The following is a 25,023-nucleotide window of genomic DNA, read 5'->3' on the forward strand; positions in this document are numbered from 1 at the left end:
TAATGTCATTGAAACTAAAGCGGCGACTTCCCATGCCAGTAACAATCAACTCCCAGATACTTACTGAATGCTTCTTGCAATACCTGAGCTGTCGCTGAATGGTTCATTGCCACATGGTGTTCGAAACCATTATTACAGATATGCGTAAGTAAGCTTTCCAGCTGTGGCACTTCCACTACCGCACGGCAACCCACGGTATCTAACTCGTCACTGACAGAACGGCCTTCACCGACATAAGCCCGAACCCGACCGGTAAAATCATCAGAAGAGAGGCGGAAATAGGTCAATGGCCCGGATTTCATGCGACCATGGACAGCACCACAGGTATTCTCGCAACCTACAGTTGTTCCGATAATATCAGCGGTGCCCATGGTTGAGCTTTCCAGACTTTCACTGGCAAAGTTGCCACAGTGGAATAACACACATTTATCACGTTCTGCGCCAAAGTTATTATTCCAGTCAGCAATTGAGGCCGGCGCCAGTGAGCAACTCGCCAGTGCATACATCGATAGTGCCCCCATTACATCCACTTCACAGGCACTTGGCATCAGTTGCCCGGACATCACGCTCATAATGGAACAGACGTTGATACCCAAATTCTGTTGCAGCGAGGTCCAGCACTGCATGGCGGTGGTATCGATATCGTTGGCGATGATCCATTCACTGATAACCACAAACAGTTTCGCCATTTTGTGTAACTTATCTTGTGGGATGGCACTGGTGTCACCGTTGGCTTTTAACAGCGCCAGTTTTTCACCAACACGAATATCGTTATCACTGAGATTAGCGACGCGGAAGAACACTTCGGATAAATCGAGCGTTTCAACAGTAATGCCCAAATTCTCCAATAACTTCTCGCTGTAGCGCACAGTATTAAAGTTAGTTGGACGAGCACCAATAGCCCCGACACGCACCCGTTTCATGGCATGCACCACACGGCACAGTTGTACAAATTGTTCGACGTCGTGGCTAAATATTTCGCTGTTTAGACTACAAACATGCTGCTTGGTCAATGTGAATGGAATGCCATATTGGCGCAGATTGTTACATAACGAGATTTTGCCGCAGAAGCTGTCGCGACGCGTCGCTAGCCCCATTTTATCCAGCGCATCTTCTTCAGCCTGTACTAATACCGGTACTTTAAGGCCCGAAAGGCGAATAGCATCTGAGACACTTTTTTCATCACCAAAGTTGGGCAGAATCACCACTACACCATGGATCTCTTCGCTGTGCTTACGGAATAACTCGGCACACACGTTGGCATCACGCCAGTTTTCAACCCCCCCCAAGGGGGTTTGCTCTTCATTGAGCATAATGATGTTGATGCCCAGTCTATCAAACAGCGCCTGAGCATCACGGCGCGCGTCAGCCACCAGATAGCTTGGGAAAAACCCCCGGTTGCCGATAATCACCGCGAAAGTTAACTTACGAGGTATTGCTGACATATGCTTACTCCTAGTGTGGGTTATTTCGGCTGAAAACGCGCACGCGCGATGGCCGTTTGCCAGAGGCTATAGTTATCTTGCATCTCCGCACTTTGAGCGCGCGGTTCGATGTATTCCACTTCACGGGGAAGTGCGGCTAATTGCTGGTTATCCTGCCACCAGCCAAGGGTTTTCCCGCCTAAATATGCCGCCCCCAGTGCCGATACTTCGGCGGTATGGTTGCGTATCAACGTGCGCTGCAACAGGTCGGCTTGAAATTGCATCAACCAGCGGTTGCTGGTCGCTCCACCATCTACCCGCAGCCGTTCAAGACGATGGTTGCCAGCCCGCTCCATAGCAAAAAAGACGTCGGCTATTTGGTAGGCGACCGACTCTAACCCGGCGCGGGCTAATACCGCAGGGGTGGTAGCATCGGTCAAGCCGCAGAACAGACCACGAGCCTGGCTATCCCAATAAGGCGCCCCTAATCCCGAGAGGGCTGGAACAAAATAGACGCCCTGATTACCTGACTGACTTTGCGCCATCTCGGTCAAGTGCGCTAAATCCGTGATACCTAGCATGCGTGAAACCCACGCCACCCCCGAACCGGTATGCGTGATATTGCCTTCGAGGGCGTAACGTAGTTCACCGTCATGCCAGGCAATGGTGGTACTCAGGCCATTGCTCTGTGTTACCGCCTGCTTCACGGTAGTCATCAGGGAAGAGCCGGTACCATAGGTCGCTTTGATTTCGCCCGCACGGTCACCGCCCTGCCCATAGAGTGCAGCGTGGGAGTCGCCGATTTGTGCCACAATCGGTATCCCCTGTGGCAAGCCAATAATACCGGTATTACCGGTATGTCCGTGGATAGCCGCCGAGGGTAATACCGCAGGCAGACAAAGACTGGGAATACCAAATAGCGCCAGCAGGTCAGGATCCCATTGGCCGGAATGAATATTAAACAGTTGGGTACGGGCTGCATTGGAGAAATCGGTCGAGAAACTTTGGCCGCCACTGAGCTGCCAGGTTAACCAACAGTCGATGGTTCCGACGCACAGTTCACCGTGAGCCGCACGTTCCACACCACGTGGGATTTCTGCCAGCATGCCGTGAACCTTGGCGGCCGGAAACAGCGGATCAATCGGCAATCCAGTGCGTTCGGCAATCATTGCCGCCTCCGGTAACTGGCTCAGCGTTTGACAGAAAAGCTCTGAGCGCCGACATTGCCAACTCACCACTGGCGTCAGTGGTGTGCCGGTCTCCCGCTCCCAAATCAGCACCGACTCACGCTGGTTACTGATGGCAACACCGGCCACCCGCGCACCTGCCAACTGGTTCAGACAGCCTTCGATTGCCAAAGAGACCGCCTGCCAGATAGCCAGCGGGTCCTGCTCTGCCCAACCAGGCCTTGGGTGATTCAACAGAAGAGGCACTGAAGCCTTCGCCAGAATCTGCCCGGCAGTGTCCACTGCAATGGCTTTGGCATTGGTGGTGCCTTCATCAATAGCCAGAATAATCGGCGTTGACATGATTACTCTCCTCGGCAAAACCGCAGAGCACGCGCTACAATGCCTGCCGCATCAAAACCATGATAGGCACGCATATCTGCCCTGTCGGCAGCAATCGCATAGCCGCCATCAGGAATACCTAATCTCACCAATGGGATCCCACTGCCCGCTTCGGCCAACACTTCAGCCACCAAACTGCCCACACCACCATTAATGTTGTGCTCTTCGATGGTAATCACCCGCTGACTCTTCTGGAGAATGGCTAACAGTTGCTGAGTATCACACGGACGAATAGAAGAAACGTTGACCACCGCAGCAGAAACGTTGTTATCCGCCAGTATCGCGGCAGCGCTTACAGCCTCATGCACTGTAGAACCCATCGCTACCAGAGCAATATCCTGACCATCCTGCAAGACATCAATCTGCCCCGGTACAAAGTGGTAGTGCTCATCATGGAGTTGTGGCAAGGATTTGCCGTCCAGACGAATATAGACCGGTCCCTGATGGGCGATAGCATAATCAATTATTTGACGGCACTCTTGTGGGTCAGAGGGAGCATAAATTTCGATATTGCCAAAACCACGTAAGATAGAAATATCATCGATACAGTGATGAGTACTGGCCAGCGGCCCGTAACTGGCGCCAGAATTGAGACCGAACAACTTAACATTGCTATTGTTGTAGCAAACATCGATTTTTAGCTGCTCATTGGAGCGTGAAATCAGGAATGGCGCGGCATTACAGGTTACTGCAACTTTCCCGCCCATGGATAAGCCCACGGCGGTGCCGACCATCGCTTGTTCGGCAATACCTACGTTAACCACACGATCAGGGAAGCGAGCAGTAAACGGCCCGATTTTCGCCGTCGAAGTGGAATCAGCCACCACCGGAACCAGATCAACACCGTTATCCACGGCTTTGATAAACTGCTCAACCATCACTGAGGCCAAATGTTCTGCATTACTCATCGCTCAATTCCTCCAGTGCCAGATCAATTTCAGCACCTTTCGGCACCCGGTGGTGCCACTCCACGCGCCCTTGAATAAAGGAGATACCGGCACCTTTTTCGGTGTTGGCAATCACCACATTGGGTTTACCCTTGGGTTGTAATGCCTCCAGTGTTTCCACCACCGATTGCATGTTATTACCCTGGCATTCCGTTACTTCTAAACCAAATGCACGCCATTTATCCGCCAACGGGTCGGTATTCATAATTGACTTGGTGGTGCCCGCCAGCTGGAGTTTGTTTTTATCGTTAATGATTATCAGATTGTCTAACTGATAGTGAGCAGCCACTAATGCCGCTTCCCAGTTACTGCCTTCGGCTAACTCACCGTCGCCGGTCAGAACAAACACTCGGCGTTTGCTGTTGGCGCGTTTTGCCGCTAATGCGATCCCGACTGCGACCGGCAAACCATGTCCTAGCGCGCCGGTATTTAATTCGATCCCCGGCGTTTTGTGTTTTACCGGATGGCCCGGCAGATGAGAGTTAGCGTGTTGATAAGTTGCCAACCATTCCTCTGGGAAATAACCCGCTTCCGCCAGACAACAGTAATAGCCGCCAACGGCATGGCCCTTAGATTGCACATAGATATCGCGCTCAGGATCAGTTAACCGGTCAGGTGCGCAATTAAGGATGCGGAAATAGAGTGCGGTCAGAATCTCTACCTGCGAAAGATCAGCACCGGTATGCCCCCCTGCGGGGCTGTTCGCATTAAGCAGGACGATCCGGCGGCGGATAGCCCGCGCCTTTCTCACCAGCTCATCGATTGACAGTGAATACGGATTCATGACATTACCTCTCTTATATTTTCCTTCGCCATTGAATTTTTACTCATTGGCGAATATTTATTCCTGATGGTGCTAAAAAATAGCTTTCATCAAGCCTGACCGGAAAGCCTCCTCCGGCATTACCTCTTCAGTGTTCTGCGGCTTAGGGCAAGGTGTTACCCCCATCAGCCCATTAGCCGTTATGGGTTCTTTATGCCTGCTCGCTTTTGCCCACTTGCGCAACTACGTTGGCTTTTTGCGACACAATTGCTGCTTTATGCTGCATACGGTTTTGCATCTGGTCGATAATCACAGCCACAATAATTACGATACCTTTAATAACCATTTGCCAGAATTCACTGACCCCCATCATCACCAGCCCGTCAGCCAAAATACCGATAACAAATGCGCCGATCAGTGTGCCGAGGATGGTGCCACGGCCACCGGCCAGAGAAGTTCCCCCCAATACCACGGCCGCTATCGCATTCATCTCAAAGCCGCTGCCGTTCGCAGGGTGGCTGGCCACCAATTGAGCGGAAACAATGATCCCGGCAATTGCCGCACAGAAACCGGAAATGGTGTAAACCCAAACTTTGACCTGCCGGACTTTGACACCAGATAGTTCGGCTGCTCTCTCGTTATCACCGATAGCGTAGACATGGCGACCAAAAGGTAGGCGACGCGCTACATAGGCAATCACCAGAGCCAAAATGAACATGATCCAGATGGCGATCGGCAAACCCAGTAATGTGCCGGACCCCAGTAGATCAAAACCGGTATTTCCGAGTTGTGGATTGCCCTGTAAGCCTGGGAAGGTTTCACCGCCAGAAATCAGCATCGCCGCACCACGAACCACATACATGGTACCGAGGGTGCAGATAAACGGCGCGACGTTATAGCGGGTTATAATCCAACCATTGACCGCGCCAATCAGTGCACCGATGACCAATACCACCGGGACCACCACCCAAACACTGGGGAAAATGGCAATACCAAACATCGGTAATACAATACCTTGGGTGATCATCCAGCCCGCAATCATGCCGCACAACCCCAAGGTGGCCCCGATAGAGAGGTCAATCCCTGCGGTGATAATGACAAACGTGATGCCCAGTGCGAGGAAGGCATTGATAGCGATATGCTTCACCATAATGATCAAGCTGCCTGTCGCCAGAAAGCCCGGTACCATCACGGAGAAGAAACCAAGAATCAAAAACAGGGCAATAAAGGTGCGCATCTTGAGCAGAAGCAGCAGCATATTTTCCCGTGACCACGACGCGCCACCGGGCCGGTGACTCGCCAACGCAGTGCCAGTTGTTGCTTTCATCATTCGAACCCTTGTGCACTTGCCGTAACCAATGCCGATTCACTGGCCGACTGACGGGATAAGTTCGCGGTCAGCTTGCCATTCGACATCACCAGTATGCGGTCAGATACCGCCATGATCTCTTTCAGATCAGAGGTTGAGAACAAAATACCAATCCCCTGCTCAGAGAGTTTCACCATCATTTCAAACACATCAGCTTTCGCACCGACATCAATGCCTCGCGTTGGCTCATCCAACAGCAAAATGTTTGGACTGGTCAGTAATGAGCGCCCTATCACCACCTTTTGCTGATTACCGCCACTGAGAGCCTGAATCTCTACTTCCGGTGAAGAGACTTTGATCGACAAATCCCCGATAACCGATGCCACCACTTGTGACTCACTCTCTTGCCAGATAGTGAAGCTGTGTTTTAACCGACGCCATAAGCTGGAAATGGTCAGGTTATTGGCCACCGATGACACAGGGAAAATACCGGTTTTTTTACGGTCTTCCGGTACCAGACTCATTCCCAGACGAATGCGCTCTGCGGTTGAGGTCTTGGCATTAATCGACGTGCCATTGAGCCGGATAGTGCCAAGGTAGCTCTGCTGCGTGCCCAGCAGACATTCAAACAATTCGGTACGACCTGCCCCCATCAACCCATAGATGCCGACAATTTCACCCGCCCGCACTTGCAATGAGACCTGATTCACTACCGTGTTGCCGGATTCATTGATTAACGTGACGTTATCAACCTCCATCATCGGCGCACCAAATGTACGGTCCGGGTGAAGAAAACTGGAAACCGGGTCACTGCCCAGCATTTCACGGACAATCCACGGTACATCAATATCTTTTACCGCAGCTTCAGCCTGAAAACGGCCATCACGCAAAATAGTGATGTAGTCACCAATCGCCATCAACTCTTCCAAACGATGTGAGATGTAGACGATGGAAACACCCTGTCGCGTCAGTTCGCGAATAACCCGAAACAGGATATCAACTTCGGTTTTACTCAACGCCGACGTCGGCTCATCCAGAATCAGAATATCCGCCTGTTCTGCCAGTGCTTTGGCGATTTCAATCAATTGCTGTTGGCCTACTTTCAGGTTTGATACCATTTCTTTCGGCGAAATAACCTGATCAAGACGCACCATTAACTGTTCAGCAATCAGCTCCTGCGCTGCCTGATTAATGGGTTTCAAGCCTTGCTGAATCTCACGCCCCAGAAAGATGTTTTCCGCAACATTGAGGTTTTCCGACAGGTTCAGCTCCTGATGAACCATGCCAATACCCAGCGCCGCAGCCTCACGAGTATTGGCAATACTCACCGCATTACCATTCAGGTAGATTTGGCCGGATGTTTGTTGCTGTACCCCAGCCAAGATCTTCATTAAGGTAGATTTTCCGGCGCCATTTTCGCCGATAATCACATTCACTTTGCCGCGATAAACGTTATAACTGACGGCATCTAGCGCCAATGTGCCAGGAAAACGCATTGAAATGTCCTCAGCACGCATGACGATGTCAGGTCTGTGATCCATTAGTGGCTCTCCTTATTCAAACTGAGCGGCACACCATTGCTCAGACCGGTAGGGGTGAGTGTCACCGCTGCCAATACCTCGACTTGCTGCCCGACCCAACTGGCATCGGGTTTTGCCACATCCTGCAAAGCACGCTTGCTTAATGCTTTAGAGAGCTGGGCGTATTGCACCTGATTTTTAAAATCTTCGAAGCGGATAAACGTTGATGCATCACGAATGGCATTACCTTTGACGATTGGCCCCACTTGCAGCACTTGTTCATCACCGTCAATGGCCAAACGAATCAACCCTTCCCGCCCTTCTGTGTCTACCGCCACCACTTTGCCGTTAAAACGAACAAAACGACTTTGGCTATTTTTCCCTGCTGCTGGCTGACTTTGTTGCTGCTTTACCTGCTGCCAACTGAGCGCATTGCTATTGGCAAACGGCATAACTTTACTCACCCAAATGGTGGAGGCGACTTTGTCCGGTGGCTGGTTATAGTCACTGACCACCGCGTTAGGATCGACTGGCAGAATCGGTTTACCGTTTTCATCCAAATCAACCACGGTACAAGCCACCAGCACCGTACTGATAACCAACAAACCGCCTGCTTTTGATAAGGCACTGAACCACATACTGCCTCCTGTCAGGAGGGGCGATTACGCCCCTCATTCTTAAACCATGGTTTTAATAACCGGTGATTATAAGATGGGTGTTTCAGTCGCGATTATTGTTTCAGTGCAAAGACATTCAGATTCTTGGCATTGTTTTCATCAATCAATACGCAATCCATCAGTTGCTTTTCTTCCAACCCGGTTTTGCCGGTTTTCAGATATTTATCAGCCTGCACCACCGCCATCTGAGCTTGTGCCCAACCCGGCTGTAATACAGTGGCTTTGATATTGCCTTTGTTGATGATGGAGTCGCGAACATAGTCACTGCCGTCAAAGCCGACGACGATGACATCATTACGCCCCGCAGCTTTCAATGCCGCTTCTGCACCGAGTGCCATGGTGTCGTTGCCGGAAATCACCCCAGTGATATCTGGGTTAGCCTGCAAAATGGACTCCATACGGTTGAATGCTTCAGTCTGGCTCCAGTTTGCAGTCTGTTGGGCAACCATCTTCATGTCGCTATGTTCGTCAATCACGTCGTGATAACCCTGTGAACGAACATGAGCGTTGGTATCGGACTCACGGCCGAGCAATTCAACATATTTTCCTTTGCCCCCCATCAACGTAACGAATTTCTCAGCGCCGAGTTGCGCACCCTGATAATTGTTCGACACAATTTGCGATACTGCGATTCCGGTTTCATTGATTTCACGGTCAATCAGGAAAGTCGGAATACCGGCCGCTTTGGCTTTTTTCAATGGCCCGATAGTGGCATCTGATCCGGCGTTATCCAGAATGATCGCTTTAGCCTTACGAGCGATGGCAGTTTCCAGCAGTTGGTTTTGTTTGTTCACATCATCATCATGGGAAGCCACCAGTACGGTGTATCCCAGTTCCGTCGCTTTGGCTTTAGCACCTTCCGCCTCCGCTTTAAAGAACGGGTTATCGTGGGATGGGGTGATAATGGCGATCAGGCCGTTACTGGCGGCACCAGCAACACCCGCCATTGAGATCAATGCTGCGGTAAGACAGGATTTCAGTAGGGTATTTTTCATTATTTTTCTCCGCATTGAATATATATTCACTATTAAATTTATATTCAATGTAATAATACAAACGCCCCGCAGCTTGTCCAATGTGAGTGCAAGGAAAGTAGAAGCCGGTCACAAATTAGTCAAAAAGAGAGTTAAAAGATAAGTGAGAAATTACATATTAGGGAAAAGCAATTTAGCCCTTGGCACAGAACAAAAACGAGCATATGCTAAGGCATAGGCCAAGAAACAAGGAGTAAATGATGGATAGAGTTGCGAAGTTATTTAAAAATGGTAGAAATCAGGCAGTTAGGTTACCCGTTGAGTTCGAGTTTGATACTGATCAAGTCTATATTCGCCGTGACGAAAATGGAAATATAATCTTATCGAAGCAACCAGCTAAACCGGATGACTGGAGCCAACTGCTTCAGTTAATCAATAAAACACGCGTACCTGCTGATTTCTTGAGTATCAATGAACGTCAGCAAGGTACAGCAAACCGTGACCCATTCGACGGGATAAAGTAGCGCCATGTATATGCTTGATACCAATACAGTGAGCCATTTATTTCGACGTCATCCTAATGTTTTGCTCAGCATACAGCACGTGAAACCTTCTGATGTCTGTATTTCCAGTATTACAGAAGCTGAATTGCTCTACGGAGTAGCAAAACGTCAAAACAAAGCGCTAAAAACGATGGTAGCAGCCTTTCTGGACTCGGTAACCCTGCAAGCGTGGGATAGCGAAGCTGCAGAATGCTATGGCAAACTACGTGCAAAAATGGAAAAAAAGGGACATATCATGGGAGCTCTAGATCAATTAATTGCAGCCCATGCACTCAGCCTTGGAGCCATTTTGGTGACAAACGACAAAGCTTTTTCAATGGCTCCAGCCCTCCTAATAGAAGACTGGACCAAAGAAAGCCAGTGTTAATATACTGAAAATAATATCTATATTAATAACAAGGCTATATTTTCTTAATACTCAGCGATATAACTCAATCACCGCAGGCGTCACCTGTAATTCGTGTTGCCAGTGGGTCAATGTCAGGGTCGTTAACTCAGCTAGCCCCTGATAAAACGGGTGTCTGGCATCAGATTGCAGCAAGGCGAGGTAACGATACCCCCACGGCAACAGGTGCTCTGCCAGTAAAACCGGTAAATCCGCTGGTTGATGTTCTGCCAGCCAGGCGGCCATCATCAGCAATAAGCCGAAATGATCCTCTGGCTCTTGCTGCTCCAGTGTCACCTCCACTTGCTGCTGCGCCATCCAATCACGCAGTTTGAGCGTCGAGTCGCCAAACAGGACATTTTCTTTATCCAGATAAACCGATCCCCACGGGGGAGCGGGCAGTGCATATGGGCCAATAAACAGCCGCTGCCAAGCCTCTTCCAGGGTTTCATCTGACTTGTCTTGCGCCAATAAAGCGGCAATGGGCATTAGTTGAGTTTCCAGGCCATAAGGCCACTGGGCTACCCACTCATCACTGCTGAGTTGCGCCACAATATCACTGCACGCCGGACTGTCCGGTTCACAATAAAACAGCGCACCCAATACGTGGCCAGTCAGCGCAATTTGTTGATAAGTCATATTGTTTTCAACCATTTTGTTACCTCAGGAGCGCGATCAATTCGCCATCAAACGGGTGAAGCATTGCGAGCAAAGCCACGTTGGGCGTAAACCCAGCATGGGCTTTGCTCAGTCGCCATCAGGCTATATTTAACCGCCGATTGCCATTCCGACTGTCATATGCAACCCGTAAAACATGCCACGGCCAATTAGCTCACCCGCAAAAATAAGCAGCATAGCGAAGACCATGCCGAGCGTCGTCGGTGTGCGGCCTCTGATTAACGGACAAATCCAGCAACCCAGCCCCAGAACCAGTAGCACCAAACGCCATACCATCAGTGTGCCATAGTGGGGAATAAGCTCTGAAGCTTGCTGTACCGAGCTGTAAATCGTCGACAAACTGGCCGCCTGCATAATGACACTGGCAATACTGATAATCAGTGCCAATACACTGATCATCGGTAGTTGCAGCATCATTCGCCCATTAATCCCGGCCAGTTGTAACAACAAATAACCCAACATCGGGCCGCCAATCAAGGTGGTAAGAACAAAACCTAGCGGAGTATAGAGGTTGTCCCAAGTAGGAACAGTATCAATGGAATAGACTCGACACATGGCATAGACAAATACCACGCCCAGCACCATGGCGACCACTAGCCAGACTTTGCCGAGTACCGCTGGCATTTTACCCAATACGGCCAACAACCAGTAAAAACCTGCCACCGCAAAGAACAGTGAACCGGCGGCTATTTCATTACTGAGCGCCGACTCGCCAATGCGGCTTAATGAATTGAATGCTCGCATTGGCGAGCCTAAATGCAGTGTCGAGGCGATAAAAGCCAGTGCCATCAGCACCCACAGTACCAACATGCTGCGGTGAATTCGCTGTTGCTGCCCGTGACTCAAACCACCGAATATCAGCGCCAGCCCCAGCACTATAAAGCCGCCGACCACGCACTGCCCCAGTACCGTAAAGACCATTAGTGGCCATTCATGCCATCCCATGCCCATATTATACCTCCTTCGGATTTGCCAGATGACCGGTGGTATCTCTGACCGGACGGCTGTTGGCATTAGGTTTCACTACGATATTCGGCAGCGTGAAATGGGCTGCTGGCAATGGTGCGACTTCGGCCAAATCACCGTATTTCTCGCGTAATTCATCAATAGGGGCCATATCCAGTGCCCGCAGTGGGCAAGAATCGACACAAATCGGTTTCTTACCGGCAGCGACTCTTTCATAGCAGCCGTCACACTTGGTCATATGCCCTTTTGCTTCGTCATATTGCGGCGCACCGTATGGGCATGCCATATGGCAATAGCGGCAACCGATGCAAATGTCTTCGTTTACCACAACGAAACCATCATCACGCTTATGCATTGCGCCACTCGGACATACTTTGGTACAGGCGGGATCACTACAGTGATTACAGGCGATAGAGAGATAGTAAGCGAACACATTTTGGTGCCATGCGCCGTTATCTTGCTGCCAATCCCCACCGGCATATTCGTAGATACGCCGGAAGCTGACATCGGTAGACAAGTTTTTGAAATCCTTGCAAGCCAACTCGCAAGTTTTGCACCCAGTGCAACGGCTGGAGTCGATGTAAAAACCATATTGCGTTGTCATCAGTCAGCTCCTTATGCCTTGGTAACTTGAACGAGGTTGGTATGGGATGGATTCCCTTTCGCCAACGGAGAAGGCCGCTGAGTGGTCAATACGTTAATACTGCCCGCGCGATCAATGCGTTTCTCATCCGGGCTATACCATGCCCCCTCACCCAGTGCCACAACCCCCGGCATCATGCGTGGCGTGACTTTGGCGTTAATCTGAACTTCGCCTCGGCCATTGAAAATACGCACCATATCGCCATTTTTGATCTCACGCTCGCGGGCATCCATTGGGTTAATCCACATCTCCTGACGGCAGGACGCTTTTAAAACATCGACGTTGCCGTAGGTGGAGTGGGTTCTGGCTTTGTAGTGGAAACCCGTTAACTGTAATGGATACTGCTGATTGAGCGGGTCATCGTAGCTTTCAAAACCTGCGGCATAGACCGGCAGCGGATCGATAACATCGTCTTGTTGCAGTTCCCACGTGGCGGCAATCTGTGCCAGTTCGGCAGAGTAAATCTCAATTTTTCCCGATGGTGTGGTTAACGGATTGGCAATAGGGTCTGCGCGGAACGCTTTATAGGCAACATGATGCCCCGCCGGATCGCGTTTTTTAAAGATACCCTGTTCGCGGAACGCCTCAAAAGAAGGCAGTTCAGGAATGGCCTGTTGCGATTGTTGGTAGAGATGACGCAACCACTCTTCTTGCGTGCGCCCTTCGGTAAATTGCTGCTCCACCCCCATGCGTTTTGCCAGTTCGGTGGTCATTTCATAGATGTTTTTACATTCAAAACGCGGTTTGATGACTTGATCGGCAAAAATCACATACGCCATATTGCCGCTGGAAGCGTCGAGGCAGAAGTCCATCTGCTCAGAGGCGGTGCAGTCAGGCAGGATGATATCGGCGTATTTGGCTGACGAGGTCATGTGATTATCGATAACCACCACAATTTCACATTTTTTATCATCTTGCAGAATGTCGTGGGTACGGTTGATTTCTGAATGCTGATTAATCAAACAGTTACTGGCGTAATTCCAGATAAACTTGATCGGTACATCCAGCTTATCTTTACCGCGCACACCATCACGGGTAGCGGTCATTTCTGGCCCGCGCTCAATCGCGTCAGTCCACAGGAACATCGAGATACTGGTTTTAACTGGGTTTTCCAGTGTTGGCATGCGGACAAATGGCAAACCGTAAGAGCCTTCGCGGGCACCTGAATTACCGCCATTAATGCCAACGTTCCCCGTCAGGATAGCCAACATGGCAATGGCCCGACTGGTATTTTCGCCGTTGGAATGGCGCTGCGGCCCCCACCCTTGCGCAATATAAGCCGGTTTCACCGACCCTATTTCACGCCCCAGTTTAATGATTCTTGCGGCTGGAACACCGGTGATGGCTTGCGCCCATTGTGGTGTTTTGGCGGTTTCATCTGCACCCTGCCCTAAAATATAGGCTTTGTAGTGGCTATTTTTTGGCGCATCTGCCGGCAAGGTTTTCTCATCATAACCGACACAATATTTATCGAGGAACGGCTGATCGACCAGATTCTCGCTAATCATCACATAGGCCAAGGCCGATGCCAGTGCCGCATCGGTACCGGGCCGCAGCGGGATCCATTCATCTTCCCGACCTGCTGCGGTATCGGTATAGCGTGGATCAATCACTATCATCTTGGCATCGGATTTCTCCCGCGCTTGCTCCAGATAGTAGGTGACCCCACCACCACTCATGCGCGTTTCAGCCGGATTGTTACCAAACAGCACCACCAGCTTGCTGTTTTCGATATCGGACGGGCTGTTACCATCAGCCCAGCCACCATAAGTGTAATTCAGGCCAGCAGCGATTTGCGCAGTACTGTAGTCACCATAATGATTAAGGTAGCCACCACAGCAATTCATCAGCCGCGCCAATAGCGTCGATCCCGGTGGCCATGAGCGGGTCATGGTGCCACCTAAGGTGCCGGTGCCGTAATTCAGATAGATAGCTTCGTTACCATATTCCTTAATGATACTTTGCATGCTGCCCGCAAGGGTGTCGAATGCCTCTTCCCATGAGATGCGCTTGAATTTGCCTTCCCCACGCGCGCCAATACGCTTCATTGGGTATTTCAGACGGTCAGGGTTGTATACCCGGCGGCGCATGGAGCGGCCACGCAAACAGGCACGCACCTGATGCAAGCCATCAAAATCATCATTGCCAGTGTTGTCGGTTTCGACATATTTGATTTCGCCATCAACGACATGCATACGTAGCGGGCAGCGGCTACCGCAGTTGACAGTACAAGCACTCCAGATCACTTTGTCATCATTGAGCGGATTTATTGCCGATTGCACCGCACGGGCGGCGCGGGAGAACGGGAGCGAAAAGGCCCCGGTTGCCATGGCAAGACTGCCGATAAGCGTCGTTTGGACCAGTTTTCGGCGCGTGACTTCTGCCGTTAATAGCCGGGATTCGTTGGTCTCTTTCATAAGATTCCCACTTGGTTGCATTCCAGAAAATGGACAACATCCGTGATAGATGAAATCCGATTAATTCAAAAAAATGAGTAATTCTGCGGGAGAGGTTGTGTCATGAATGAGAGCGCAGTGGCCCAGCTACAGCAGTTATTATAGTTAGGATGATAAACAGTTCTCCCCGCAGTTATGAGCCTACCTCTTATGGGGAGTGCGGGTGTTGTCTGGTATCAATAAAGCAGTGGGGATTGCCTTCTCCTCACTGCTTTATGATGAATCTGTGACAAATAACCGTTCGGTTTAACAAGCCTGATGATACAGCGCCATAATTTCATCAATCGACGCTTCACGCGGGTTCCCGCCGGTACATACATCCGCGAAGGCTGCTGCTGCCAGCGCGGGAATATCATCAGCCAGCAAACCCACCGCACTCAGGGATGACGGAATGCCAATATCACGGTTCAATTCAATTACTGCCTGAATGGTTTGCTCACGAACCTGTGCCAATGACCCACTCAGGGCATTGTCGAGGCCCATCGCCATCGCGATTTGACGCAAGCGTTCACCGGTATAAGCGGCGTTATAACGCATGATATAAGGCAGTAAAATGGCGTTGGCGACACCGTGTGGCATGTTGTAAAACGCCCCCAGAGGGTGTGCCATACCATGAACCAACCCCAGCCCTACGTTTGAGAACCCCATTCCAGCGATATACTGCCCAAGAGCCATATCTTCGGTGGCGGCGGCATCACCTTGCACGGAAGCCCGCAATGAACGACTGATGACTTCAATGGCTTTAAGATGCAAAGCATCCGTCAGTTCCCAAGCCCCTTTAGTCAGATAACCTTCGATGGCGTGGGTCAACGCATCAACTCCGGTCGCGGCTTTCAGGGCCGCTGGCATACTGTCCATCATGTCCGCATCAATAAATGCCACTGCCGGAATAGCATGAGGGTCGACGCAAACAAATTTGCGCCGCCGCGCTTCATCGGTAATCACATAGTTAATGGTCACTTCTGCCGCAGTACCGGCGGTGGTTGGAATAGCCAGAATCGGTACGCAAGCGTTGCGGGTGTCAGCCACCCCTTCCAAACTGCGCACATCAGCAAACTCAGGATTATTGATAATAATGCCGATGGCCTTGCTGGTATCTTGTGGCGAACCGCCGCCCAGCGCGATGAGATAATCCGCCTCGCTTTGGCGAAAAACAGCCACACCTTGTTGTACGATGGCGATTGTCGGGTTGGGCGTTACCGCATCAAAGACAGCAAAATCCAGACCGGCCTGTTGCAAGCGGCTGATTAGGCAAGCCGCAACACCGCACTCCATCAGTATTTTGTCGGTGACCACTAACGCCTTTTTATATCCCCGCCGTGTCACTTCATCGGTGAGCGCATCCAGTGAACCGCGCCCAAACCACGCCATTTCGTTTAAAATCATTCTGTTCATGACTGATTCCTCTCGGTATTTTAACCCGCACGCTAATCTTCAACCCGTAAACCGTAGGTTTTGAATTTCTCCAGTACCACGCTGATCTCTTCTTTGGATAACACCGGCACCTCATCGACAATCGGCAAGATAGCCAGCAGCAGTGTTGCCAACACCTCAACTTCATGAGCAAGCCACAACGCTTTGGCCAAATTCTCCTCACAAGCAATCAGGCCATGGTGCTGCAACAGCGTGGCCTTGCGGTGCTTCATCGCCACGGCGACATGTTCAGACAGCGCTTTGGTACCAAAAGTGGCGTAGGGCGCACAGGGGATATCATCGCCACCGGCAGCGGCAATCATGTAATGAATCGCCGGGATCGGGCGGTTAAGAATCGATACTGCGGTGCAATGGACTGAGTGGTTGTGTACCACCGCATTGGCGTCTGCCCGAGTATGATAAACCGCCTGATGAAAACGCCACTCACTGGAAGGGACTTTGCCAGGCTCATGGTGGCCGCTGGCATCGATATAAACAATATGCGACTCCGTCAGTTTGTCGTAGGCAATACCGGAGGGCGTAATCAAAAATCCATCCTGGTAACGCACACTAACATTGCCAGCAGTCCCTTGATTCAACCCTAAACGGGTCATTTCCAGGCAAGTATTGATAATATCGCGCGCCAGTGCTTCTCTCTTCATTTGTTCCTCTCTTAAGATGCAAATACCTAAATATAAAAATGCATTGAATAATGGATGTAGGTGAATAAGCGTTAACAACTGTGGATATATCTTTCGCTCATTTAATTCAACTGAAAAATAAAGCACACCAAAATGTGAGCCATGTCATGACTATTCATGACTTCATCGTAATTTAGATCTTATTTATTTTCATTAAATGTCCGTTTGAAAAAACAATATGGGCAAACGGTCAAGTGACGCTGAATGATTAAATGCCGGGATATTTCTCGACAACTGACCGTTTGTGACAGAAATAGAAAAATCGGTCATTACCTATGTGTGTTTGAAACACAATTCATTTCAAACGGTCATGAAATGTTTTTATTTAAAGTGACTATCATCACAAAATATCAGCATTGAGTTACCAATGTGATTCAGCTCATACTTTTTAGCGATTTTTACCTTATAAAGAACGGGACTTATCGCAATGAGGATATTTAAATTTGTCACTCAGGCAGTTGTGGCTCGCCAGAGAAAGTATCACTCATTAAACAAAAATAATTCCGTCGAACATTACAAACTTTCGGACTAGTGAAGTATCTGACGAGGGCATCATGGGAAATATTTTAATACAAACAGATAGCACTAAAATTTCCGCCTCGGTAAGTGACGAGGCAGAAAATAAAAAAAGGTATCTGATTCCTTTCGCATTACTGTGTTCACTGTTCTTCCTTTGGGCAGTAGCAAACAACCTAAATGATATTTTATTACCTCAATTTCAACAGGCTTTCACCCTGACCAACTTTCAAGCAGGGCTGATTCAATCCTCCTTCTATTTTGGCTACTTCTTAATCCCAATACCTGCCGGGATATTGATGAAAAGGTTTAGCTATAAGGCGGGGATTATTACTGGATTACTGTTCTATGCCTTCGGGGCGGCATTGTTCTGGCCTGCGGCCGAAACGATGAATTACACCTTGTTTTTAATCGGATTATTTATTATCGCTGCCGGTTTAGGTTGCCTTGAAACGGCTGCCAATCCTTTTGTCACTGTATTGGGGCCAGAAAAAACCGGTCACTTCCGTATTAACTTGGCACAGACCTTTAACTCTTTCGGGGCCATTATTGCGGTAGTGTTCGGCCAAAGTTTAATACTCTCCAATGTGCCCCACCAAACACAGGAAGTGCTGGATAAATTGTCTGCTGAGGATTTGAATAGCTATCATCATAGTTTAGTAAAAGCTGTTCAATTACCCTATCTGATTATTGTTGCGGTCGTTATTTTTGTTGCGCTATTAATTTTAATCACTCGTTTCCCGGCAATAAAAAGTGAATCGGATGATTCGCATAACGGTTCTTTCTTTGCATCACTACCACGGTTATTAAAGATAACACATTGGCGCTGGGCGGTATTAGCACAGTTCTGTTATGTCGGCGCACAAACCGCATGTTGGAGCTATTTAATTCGTTATGCCATTGAAGAGTTACCGAATATCACACCGGGATATGCGGCTAATTATTTAACGGCCACTATGGTATGTTTCTTTATCGGTCGATTCAGTGGCACCTGGTTAATTACTCGTTTCGCACCAGAGAAAGTTTTAGCGGCTTATGCATTTATCTCTATGTTGTTATGTATTATCTCTGCGGCCTTCGGCGGACACATTGGATTATTAGCACTTACCCTGTGCAGTATGTTTATGTCAATCCAATACCCAACCATATTCTCATTAGGCATTAAGAATCTAAATCAAGACACTAAATATGGCGCATCTATTATTGTTATGACCATTGTCGGTGGTGGTATCGTCACCCCGATCATGGGATTAGTTAGCGATGCGGCAGGGAATATACCTACGGCTGAAATTATTCCTGCTTTATGTTTTGCCATTATATTTATTTTCGCCAAGTACAAAACAGTTCCTGTTAATTAATAATACGGGTAACGGACAAATTAACATTAAATTTTTGCTACTGAACACAAGGACTAATAATGAAAAAGACAATTCAATTACCTAAAATTGGCATTCGCCCAGTCATTGATGGACGCAGAATGGGTGTGCGTGAATCGTTGGAAGAGCAAACCATGAAAATGGCCCGTGCCACCGCAGAGTTTCTGCAAGAGGTGGTACGCCATCCTTGCGGCACGCCCGTTGAATGTGTCATTGCTGATACCTGCATTGCCGGAATGGCAGAATCCGCCGCCTGTGACGATAAATTCAGCGCACAGAATATTGGCCTAACCATAACGGTGACACCTTGTTGGTGCTACGGCAGCGAAACCATTGATATGGACCCGTTCCGCCCGAAAGCTATTTGGGGCTTTAATGGTACCGAACGCCCTGGCGCGGTCTATCTGGCAGCAGCACTGGCGGCGCACAATCAAAAAGGATTGCCAGCCTTCTCCATTTACGGCCATGACGTGCAGGATGCTAATGACACCCGCATCCCTGCCGATGTGCAGGAAAAACTGCTGCGCTTTACTCGCGCAGGTTTAGCCGTTGCCAGCTTAAAGGGCAAAAGTTACCTCTCTCTCGGTGGGGTATCCATGGGGATTGCCGGCTCCATTGTTGACCATAACTTCTTTGAATCCTGGTTAGGAATGAAAGTGCAAGCGGTCGATATGACAGAGTTGCGCCGCCGCATTGATCAAAAAATCTATGACGAGCAAGAGCTAGAACTGGCGTTGTCATGGGCAGATAAAAACTTCAAATACGGACCGGATAAAAACGCAGAACAATACCGCCGTTCACCGGAAAGCAGCCGCGCGGTACTGCGTGAAAGCCTGCAAATGGCGTTATGTATCCGCGACATGATGCAAGGTAATCCAACACTGGCAACGAAAGGTTTTGGTGAAGAAGCCTTAGGCTATAACGCTATTGCTGCCGGTTTCCAGGGTCAGCGCCACTGGACCGATCAATATCCAAATGGCGATACCGCTGAAGCCTTGCTGAATAGTTCGTTCGACTGGAACGGCGTGCGCGAACCGATGGTTGTCGCCACCGAAAACGACAGTTTGAACGGCGTGGCGATGCTATTTGGCCATACCCTGACCGGCACCGCGCAGATCTTTGCGGATGTCCGTACCTACTGGTCACCGGAAGCGGTACAGCGGGTTACCGGCCATCAACTGGAGGGGGTTGCCGAACACGGCATTATCCATCTGATTAACTCCGGCTCTGCCGCGTTGGACGGCACTTGCCGCCAAAACGATGCGCAAGGTAAACCGACCATCAAACCGCACTGGCAAGTGAGCCAGCAAGAAGCCGATGCTTGTCTGGCGGCAACCGAATGGTGCCCTGCTATCCATGAATACTTCCGTGGCGGTGGCTTCTCTTCGCGTTTCCTGACCCGTGGTGGGGTGCCCTTCACCATGAGCCGTATCAATCTGATTAAAGGCGTCGGGCCGGTCTTGCAAATTGCCGAGGGCTGGAGTGTCGAATTACCGAAATCCGTTCACGACACCCTGGACAAGCGAACCGATTCAAGTTGGCCAACCACCTGGTTTGCTCCACGCCTGACCGGCAAAGGGCCATTCAGCGATGTTTATTCGGTAATGGCGAACTGGGGAGCTAACCATGGCGTGCTGACCATCGGCCATGTCGGGGCGGACCTGATTACACTCGCCTCGATGTTACGCATCCCGGTATGCATGCATAACGTCGAAGAAGAGAGTGTTTACCGGCCAACTGCGTGGGGCGCGCACGGTATGGATATCGAAGGGCAGGATTACCGTGCCTGCCAAAATTACGGCCCACTATACAAAAGATAATGTGATGTTTGAGCAGGGTCTCAGGTGTGGAGCACTCCTTACCTGAGTCATAAAACAACCCTTGCTGTCAGCAAGGTGAACGAAGGGTTTATCGTGCCCCGAGGATTTAGCGGCTCACGTCGTTACCGCCTCGACGCCCCATATTCCCTTCGTTCCGCGTTATCCGCCCCCGTGGCAAGACATTTTCTGCCTAACAGCAGTAACAGGAGCATTTATGAAGCGCGATGTGGTCATTGTTTTAGATTGCGGCGCAACTAATATCCGGGCGATCGCAGTCGATCCTCAAGGTGTGGTGGTGGCGAAAGCTGTGATGCCGAACCACAGCCAACCCGATCCGGCTAATCCGCAATGGCAGTTGTGGCCGCTCGATGGCATCTTGCACAGTTTCGCTCAGTGTTGCCGCCAATTACTGCCACAGATTCATCAGGATAAGATCCATGGCATGACTGTTACTACCTTCGGCGTAGACGGTGCATTGGTGGATGCCAACGGCAAAATGCTGTACCCCATTATCAGTTGGAAATGCCCACGTACCGTGGCGGTGATGGAGAGTATCTCCCGCTATATGTCTGCAGAAAAGTTACAACAAATATCCGGTATCGGTCAGTTCAGTTTTAACACCTTATACAAGTTGATTTGGTTACAGGAAAATCGACCCGATTTAGTTGAACAAGCCCATGCCTGGCTGTTTATTTCATCTTTAATCAACCATCGCCTTACCGGGGAATTTACCACCGACCGCACCATGGCTGGCACCAGCCAACTGTTGGATGTCAAACGTGAGCAATTCAGCAGCACGATTTTACAAAAGATCGGTATTCACGCTGATTTATTCCCACCGATGGTGGCCGCCGGTGAAATCATTGGTCAGCTACTGCCAGATATCGCCGCTGAGTTAGGGTTACCCGCGGGTTTGCCGGTGATATCAGCCGGTCACGATACTCAGTTTGCACTATTTGGTTCGGGTGCTGATTTGGATCAACCGGTACTGTCATCCGGTACCTGGGAAATCCTGATGGTTCGGACCCCAAAAGTGAATACGACACTATTGCCACAATTTGCCGGTTCCACTTGTGAACTTGATAGCTGCCCAAGGTTGTTTAACCCAGGTTTGCAATGGCTAGCTTCAGGGGTACTGGAATGGGTGCGGCAGTTGTATTGGCATAACGAAGCCAGTGCCGAGGTCTACCAGCAAATGATTAGTGAAGCTGAGGCTATCGTACCCGGGGCAAACGGCATACGTATGAATTGCAACCTACTGGGCAGTGCTCAGCATCATCAATCGGGCGGCTGGCAAGGGGTCTCGCTGGCGGCGCGGCGCGGGCATTTTTACCGTTCTGCGTTGGAAAGCCTTACCTGGCAGTTAAAAAGCAATCTGTCATTACTCGAAGAGATTGGTGAATTCCGTACCCGCGAACTGCTGCTGGTTGGTGGTGGTAGCCGTAATACCTTGTGGAACCAGATCAAAGCCGATGTGCTCAATCTGCCCATCAAAGTAATTGATGAAGCTGAAACCACGGTTCTGGGGGCGGCGTTGTTTGTCTGGAGTGGCACTGGCTATTACCGCAGTGCTGAACAAGCGCGGGAGCAGGTCAATTACCGCTATCAATACTATCAGCCAGGCGAGCAACAACCGCTTTATCAGGCACTGAGCGACAGCCCATATCCCATTACTGAAGGAGCCATTCATGCTTAAAACCATTTCGCCATTACTGTCACCACAACTGCTAAAAACGCTGGCAGAGATGGGGCACGGTGATGAAATAATCTTTTCGGATGCCCATTTCCCAGCGCACGCGATTGGAAAAAACGGTGGCCCGTTGGTGATTCATGCCGATGGTTTATCTGTTAGCGCATTGCTAGCGGCCACTATTCCGTTATTTGAACTGGACAGCTACGCACCACCATTGGTAATGATGGCCGCGGTGGCAGGCGACACCCTTGATGCCGCGGTTGAAAAACGCTATTTACATGCCCTGTTTGGTAGCCAGGAAGCGTTGCCAGTGGAACGTATTGATCGTTTTGCGTTTTATCAGCGCGCTCAGCAAGCCTATGCCATCGTCATCACCGGAGAGACCGCCAAATACGGTAATATTCTATTAAAGAAGGGGGTGACGCCTGTTTTTTAAACCCGTGATCACGTAACCTCATCCCTTTAGCCATGTACTCTTTGTTGGTATTAACCGATGTGTTGGTATTAACCAATATATTAATATCAATCAATGTATACATGGCTTTGCTGACGGAGAGGATCATGAAAGCATCTCGTCACCAGAAAATCCTGCAACATATCAAACAGCATGAAACGCTGACAACCGCAGATCTGGCTCAGTTACTTGAGGTCAGCCAAGAGACCATTCGCCGTGACTTGAACGAGTTACAGGCGCAAGGGCTGATCATCCGCCAGCACGGGCGCGCCAAAAGCATTAAGCGTGCCACCAAAGACAGCGGCGATCCTTTTACCACCCGGCTAAAAAGTCACCTATCCAGCAAAGCCAGCATTGCTGACCATGCCCTGTCACTGATTGACAGTGGAATGGTGATCGCATTGGATGCCAGTTCCACCTGCTGGTATTTAGCCAAAAAGCTGCCCGATATCGATATAACGGTGTTTACCAATAGTGTACGGATTTGCCAGGAATTGGTGAAACACCAAAATATTGAGTTGATCAGTGCCGGTGGTCGCTTACAACGTAAATATGCCTGCTACGTTAATCCCGCACTCTTTTCACTGCTAAAAACCATCGAAATTGATCTGTTTATTTTCTCGTGCGAAGGTATTGATGCCGATGGCATCTTATGGGATTCAAACCCGTTTAATGCCGAATTTAAGACCATGCTGTTAAAGCGTGCCACCCAATCCATCTTACTGATCGACAAAAGTAAAATGTGCCGAACGGGAGAGGTAAAAATCGGGACGCTGGATGATGTAGAACAGGTCATCTCCAATGTCGATGCAGAGTAATTGATGGCGCAGACTTGCTCTACGCCACTAAGCTGCCATTCACCTTACTGACCGTAATAGGCTTTTGCGCCATGCTTGCGCAGATAGTGTTTATCCAACAATGTTTGCTGCATATTAGCCACCGCAGGCCGAAGTTGATGAGTAAACAGGTTCATATAAGCAATTTCTTCCAGCACTACCGCGTTATGCACCGCACTGGCCGCATTGCTACCCCAGGCAAACGGGCCATGGCCATTGACCAGAACCGCCGGTATTTCCCCCGCACTTAACGCCTGATGGGCAAAGGTTTCGACAATGACATTGCCGGTTTCATACTCATAGTCGCCAGCAATTTCGGCATCAGTCATAAGGCGGGTGCATGGGATGGGGCCATAGAAATAATCAGCATGAGTGGTGCCTAATGCTGAGAGCGACTTACCCGCCTGCGCCCAAATGGTGGCATGGCGAGAATGGGTGTGGACAATACCACCTATTTCGGGAAAGGCCCGGTATAGCACCAGATGGGTATCGGTATCGGAAGACGGTTTTTTATTTCCCTCCACCACCTTACCGCTTGCCAAATCCACCACCACCATGTCATTCACACTCATGGCCTCGTATTCAACACCAGAGGGCTTAATTACCACCAACCCGAGTTCACGATCAATACCGCTGACATTACCCCAGGTAAAAGTCACGAGTTTATATTTTGGTAATGCTAAATTAGCGTCAAAAACCTGTTGTTTTAACTGTTCTAACATGATGCTACCTCATGAAATAATATTCAGTACGGCAATTAACAATCACCAATAACGCACATGATGTCGTTAGATTATTTAATGGCCGTGATTAAACAAGCAACTCGCTATAAATAGCCATCATTGGTAATGAGCTTAATAAATAAGAAAACTGTTAATTAAAAATAACCAACTTAAATCCGTCATTCAAAATCTATTATTCAGCCCAGGCTTTATCTATCCCCAAAAATAATATCTAGCTGCAAACTAACCTAACTCTATTTATCGCTAAATTAAAGAGGATGAAAGGCGAGTTAATCATCAAACAAAAAGAATCGGTTGAATTCGGTCACAAACGGGCATTATTGTCATGCCCGAATGTGTGCTTTCATTACCAGTATTGACCATTCGTAAGGCAAAGAAGCCCTTAACATGAGGCATGAATCACATTATTTATGATAATTAAATGAATAACATATTAATATATGTGATTCTCACCACATAATCTCAGAGGAAAACACCCCTTAAAGCAATACTTGAATTCAGTCACTGTATAAACAGCAGATAAATACCAATATATCATCATCGTATTTGAAGCCGCAGACGTGCTACCTGCAATACCAACAACTTCAGGTATAGCAGC

The 25,023-nt window shown here is 49.4% G+C and carries 22 protein-coding genes; 7 read left to right on the forward strand and 15 right to left on the reverse strand.

Annotated features, from left to right (window positions below; genetic code table 11):
• Positions 1 to 14: 14 nt before the first annotated feature.
• The 8 genes from V1953_RS16735 to V1953_RS16770 all read right to left on the reverse strand — a co-directional run bounded on the left by V1953_RS16735 (position 15) and on the right by V1953_RS16770 (position 9,203).
• Positions 15 to 1,445 carry an L-fucose/L-arabinose isomerase family protein gene (locus V1953_RS16735; protein ID WP_083160258.1) on the reverse strand — a complete coding sequence of 477 codons (1,431 nt, stop codon included), beginning with the start codon at positions 1,443 to 1,445 and terminating at the stop codon, positions 15 to 17.
• Between the two features lie 20 nt (positions 1,446 to 1,465).
• Positions 1,466 to 2,953, reverse strand: a complete 1,488-nt coding sequence (locus V1953_RS16740; RefSeq protein WP_420073097.1) for an FGGY family carbohydrate kinase — start codon at positions 2,951 to 2,953, stop codon at positions 1,466 to 1,468.
• A 2-nt stretch (positions 2,954 to 2,955) separates the two neighbouring features.
• Positions 2,956 to 3,900: a transketolase family protein gene (locus tag V1953_RS16745; RefSeq protein WP_420073098.1), complete on the reverse strand. Its 945-nt coding sequence runs from the start codon at positions 3,898 to 3,900 to the stop codon at positions 2,956 to 2,958.
• A complete protein-coding gene (locus V1953_RS16750; RefSeq protein WP_005181977.1) occupies positions 3,893 to 4,723 on the reverse strand; it encodes a transketolase in 831 nt (276 codons plus the stop codon). The genes V1953_RS16745 and V1953_RS16750 overlap by 8 nt, the downstream gene beginning before the upstream one ends.
• Before the next feature lie 190 nt (positions 4,724 to 4,913).
• Positions 4,914 to 6,029 carry an ABC transporter permease gene (locus V1953_RS16755; RefSeq protein ID WP_372559834.1) on the reverse strand — a complete coding sequence of 372 codons (1,116 nt, stop codon included), beginning with the start codon at positions 6,027 to 6,029 and terminating at the stop codon, positions 4,914 to 4,916.
• On the reverse strand, positions 6,029 to 7,552 hold the full coding sequence (locus V1953_RS16760) for a sugar ABC transporter ATP-binding protein (RefSeq protein ID WP_083160267.1): 1,524 nt from the start codon (positions 7,550 to 7,552) through the stop codon (positions 6,029 to 6,031). Before V1953_RS16760 ends, V1953_RS16755 begins: the two co-directional genes overlap by 1 nt.
• Positions 7,552 to 8,169, reverse strand: a complete 618-nt coding sequence (locus tag V1953_RS16765) for a DUF2291 family protein (protein ID WP_083160269.1) — start codon at positions 8,167 to 8,169, stop codon at positions 7,552 to 7,554. The genes V1953_RS16760 and V1953_RS16765 overlap by 1 nt, the downstream gene beginning before the upstream one ends.
• A gap of 92 nt (positions 8,170 to 8,261) precedes the next feature.
• Complete coding sequence (locus V1953_RS16770; protein WP_050086418.1) at positions 8,262 to 9,203, reverse strand: D-ribose ABC transporter substrate-binding protein; 942 nt, start codon at positions 9,201 to 9,203, stop codon at positions 8,262 to 8,264.
• A 239-nt stretch (positions 9,204 to 9,442) separates the two neighbouring features.
• Between V1953_RS16770 and V1953_RS16775 the strand changes: the two genes are divergently transcribed.
• Both V1953_RS16775 and V1953_RS16780 read left to right on the forward strand, forming a co-directional pair.
• Positions 9,443 to 9,706, forward strand: coding sequence for an antitoxin (locus V1953_RS16775; RefSeq protein WP_083160272.1), 264 nt, complete (start codon positions 9,443 to 9,445; stop codon positions 9,704 to 9,706).
• Positions 9,707 to 9,710: 4 nt separating this feature from the next.
• Positions 9,711 to 10,112 (forward strand): type II toxin-antitoxin system VapC family toxin, encoded by a 402-nt coding sequence (locus V1953_RS16780; RefSeq protein WP_420073778.1) that lies wholly within the window; start codon positions 9,711 to 9,713, stop codon positions 10,110 to 10,112.
• Positions 10,113 to 10,163: 51 nt separating this feature from the next.
• On the opposite strand, the gene dmsD is transcribed toward V1953_RS16780, so the two are convergent.
• From dmsD to V1953_RS16810, 6 genes are all read right to left on the reverse strand, one after another.
• The gene (gene dmsD, locus V1953_RS16785) at positions 10,164 to 10,769 is read right to left on the reverse strand and encodes a Tat proofreading chaperone DmsD (RefSeq protein WP_442848354.1); all 606 of its coding nucleotides are present in this window, start codon (positions 10,767 to 10,769) and stop codon (positions 10,164 to 10,166) included.
• A 129-nt stretch (positions 10,770 to 10,898) separates the two neighbouring features.
• The gene (locus tag V1953_RS16790; RefSeq protein WP_442851140.1) at positions 10,899 to 11,759 is read right to left on the reverse strand and encodes a dimethyl sulfoxide reductase anchor subunit family protein; all 861 of its coding nucleotides are present in this window, start codon (positions 11,757 to 11,759) and stop codon (positions 10,899 to 10,901) included.
• A 1-nt stretch (position 11,760) separates the two neighbouring features.
• Positions 11,761 to 12,378: a DMSO/selenate family reductase complex B subunit gene (locus tag V1953_RS16795; RefSeq protein ID WP_005181957.1), complete on the reverse strand. Its 618-nt coding sequence runs from the start codon at positions 12,376 to 12,378 to the stop codon at positions 11,761 to 11,763.
• Positions 12,379 to 12,389: 11 nt separating this feature from the next.
• Complete coding sequence (dmsA, locus tag V1953_RS16800; protein ID WP_442851141.1) at positions 12,390 to 14,834, reverse strand: dimethylsulfoxide reductase subunit A; 2,445 nt, start codon at positions 14,832 to 14,834, stop codon at positions 12,390 to 12,392.
• Positions 14,835 to 15,119: 285 nt separating this feature from the next.
• Positions 15,120 to 16,268: a lactaldehyde reductase gene (gene fucO, locus V1953_RS16805; RefSeq protein ID WP_442851142.1), complete on the reverse strand. Its 1,149-nt coding sequence runs from the start codon at positions 16,266 to 16,268 to the stop codon at positions 15,120 to 15,122.
• 32 nt (positions 16,269 to 16,300) lie between these two features.
• Entirely contained in the window at positions 16,301 to 16,948 is a 648-nt protein-coding gene (locus V1953_RS16810) for an L-fuculose-phosphate aldolase (RefSeq protein WP_005181951.1), read from the reverse strand.
• 593 nt (positions 16,949 to 17,541) lie between these two features.
• Here V1953_RS16810 and fucP point away from each other — a divergent pair.
• The 5 genes from fucP to fucR all read left to right on the forward strand — a co-directional run bounded on the left by fucP (position 17,542) and on the right by fucR (position 23,664).
• Positions 17,542 to 18,861, forward strand: coding sequence for an L-fucose:H+ symporter permease (fucP, locus tag V1953_RS16815; protein WP_083160284.1), 1,320 nt, complete (start codon positions 17,542 to 17,544; stop codon positions 18,859 to 18,861).
• 59 nt (positions 18,862 to 18,920) lie between these two features.
• Positions 18,921 to 20,699 (forward strand): L-fucose isomerase, encoded by a 1,779-nt coding sequence (fucI, locus tag V1953_RS16820; RefSeq protein ID WP_372568727.1) that lies wholly within the window; start codon positions 18,921 to 18,923, stop codon positions 20,697 to 20,699.
• 214 nt (positions 20,700 to 20,913) lie between these two features.
• Positions 20,914 to 22,395, forward strand: coding sequence for an L-fuculokinase (fucK, locus tag V1953_RS16825; RefSeq protein WP_083160289.1), 1,482 nt, complete (start codon positions 20,914 to 20,916; stop codon positions 22,393 to 22,395).
• Positions 22,388 to 22,828 (forward strand): L-fucose mutarotase, encoded by a 441-nt coding sequence (gene fucU / locus V1953_RS16830; RefSeq protein ID WP_083160291.1) that lies wholly within the window; start codon positions 22,388 to 22,390, stop codon positions 22,826 to 22,828. The genes fucK and fucU overlap by 8 nt, the downstream gene beginning before the upstream one ends.
• 101 nt (positions 22,829 to 22,929) lie before the next feature.
• A complete protein-coding gene (gene fucR, locus V1953_RS16835; protein ID WP_329956815.1) occupies positions 22,930 to 23,664 on the forward strand; it encodes an L-fucose operon activator in 735 nt (244 codons plus the stop codon).
• A 44-nt stretch (positions 23,665 to 23,708) separates the two neighbouring features.
• On the opposite strand, the gene V1953_RS16840 is transcribed toward fucR, so the two are convergent.
• Positions 23,709 to 24,404 carry an L-ribulose-5-phosphate 4-epimerase gene (locus V1953_RS16840; RefSeq protein WP_083160295.1) on the reverse strand — a complete coding sequence of 232 codons (696 nt, stop codon included), beginning with the start codon at positions 24,402 to 24,404 and terminating at the stop codon, positions 23,709 to 23,711.
• Positions 24,405 to 25,023 lie beyond the last annotated feature (619 nt).

Origin of the sequence: Yersinia sp. 2541 StPb PI (assembly GCF_052217145.1) — a bacterium.
In the GTDB taxonomy this organism is placed as follows: Bacteria; Pseudomonadota; Gammaproteobacteria; order Enterobacterales; family Enterobacteriaceae; genus Yersinia; species Yersinia enterocolitica_E.

Bases quoted from the DNA above. Each gene is read 5' to 3' on its own strand.
- V1953_RS16735 (WP_083160258.1), bottom strand. From the start codon at position 1,445: ATGTCAGCAATACCTCGTAAGTTAACTTTCGCGGTGATTATCGGCAAC.
- V1953_RS16740 (WP_420073097.1), bottom strand. From the start codon at position 2,953: ATGTCAACGCCGATTATTCTGGCTATTGATGAAGGCACCACCAATGCC.
- V1953_RS16745 (WP_420073098.1), bottom strand. From the start codon at position 3,900: ATGAGTAATGCAGAACATTTGGCCTCAGTGATGGTTGAGCAGTTTATC.
- V1953_RS16750 (WP_005181977.1), bottom strand. From the start codon at position 4,723: ATGAATCCGTATTCACTGTCAATCGATGAGCTGGTGAGAAAGGCGCGG.
- V1953_RS16755 (WP_372559834.1), bottom strand. From the start codon at position 6,029: ATGAAAGCAACAACTGGCACTGCGTTGGCGAGTCACCGGCCCGGTGGC.
- V1953_RS16760 (WP_083160267.1), bottom strand. From the start codon at position 7,552: ATGGATCACAGACCTGACATCGTCATGCGTGCTGAGGACATTTCAATG.
- V1953_RS16765 (WP_083160269.1), bottom strand. From the start codon at position 8,169: ATGTGGTTCAGTGCCTTATCAAAAGCAGGCGGTTTGTTGGTTATCAGT.
- V1953_RS16770 (WP_050086418.1), bottom strand. From the start codon at position 9,203: ATGAAAAATACCCTACTGAAATCCTGTCTTACCGCAGCATTGATCTCA.
- V1953_RS16775 (WP_083160272.1), top strand. From the start codon at position 9,443: ATGGATAGAGTTGCGAAGTTATTTAAAAATGGTAGAAATCAGGCAGTT.
- V1953_RS16780 (WP_420073778.1), top strand. From the start codon at position 9,711: ATGTATATGCTTGATACCAATACAGTGAGCCATTTATTTCGACGTCAT.
- dmsD (WP_442848354.1), bottom strand. From the start codon at position 10,769: ATGACTTATCAACAAATTGCGCTGACTGGCCACGTATTGGGTGCGCTG.
- V1953_RS16790 (WP_442851140.1), bottom strand. From the start codon at position 11,759: ATGGGCATGGGATGGCATGAATGGCCACTAATGGTCTTTACGGTACTG.
- V1953_RS16795 (WP_005181957.1), bottom strand. From the start codon at position 12,378: ATGACAACGCAATATGGTTTTTACATCGACTCCAGCCGTTGCACTGGG.
- dmsA (WP_442851141.1), bottom strand. From the start codon at position 14,834: ATGAAAGAGACCAACGAATCCCGGCTATTAACGGCAGAAGTCACGCGC.
- fucO (WP_442851142.1), bottom strand. From the start codon at position 16,268: ATGAACAGAATGATTTTAAACGAAATGGCGTGGTTTGGGCGCGGTTCA.
- V1953_RS16810 (WP_005181951.1), bottom strand. From the start codon at position 16,948: ATGAAGAGAGAAGCACTGGCGCGCGATATTATCAATACTTGCCTGGAA.
- fucP (WP_083160284.1), top strand. From the start codon at position 17,542: ATGGGAAATATTTTAATACAAACAGATAGCACTAAAATTTCCGCCTCG.
- fucI (WP_372568727.1), top strand. From the start codon at position 18,921: ATGAAAAAGACAATTCAATTACCTAAAATTGGCATTCGCCCAGTCATT.
- fucK (WP_083160289.1), top strand. From the start codon at position 20,914: ATGAAGCGCGATGTGGTCATTGTTTTAGATTGCGGCGCAACTAATATC.
- fucU (WP_083160291.1), top strand. From the start codon at position 22,388: ATGCTTAAAACCATTTCGCCATTACTGTCACCACAACTGCTAAAAACG.
- fucR (WP_329956815.1), top strand. From the start codon at position 22,930: ATGGCTTTGCTGACGGAGAGGATCATGAAAGCATCTCGTCACCAGAAA.
- V1953_RS16840 (WP_083160295.1), bottom strand. From the start codon at position 24,404: ATGTTAGAACAGTTAAAACAACAGGTTTTTGACGCTAATTTAGCATTA.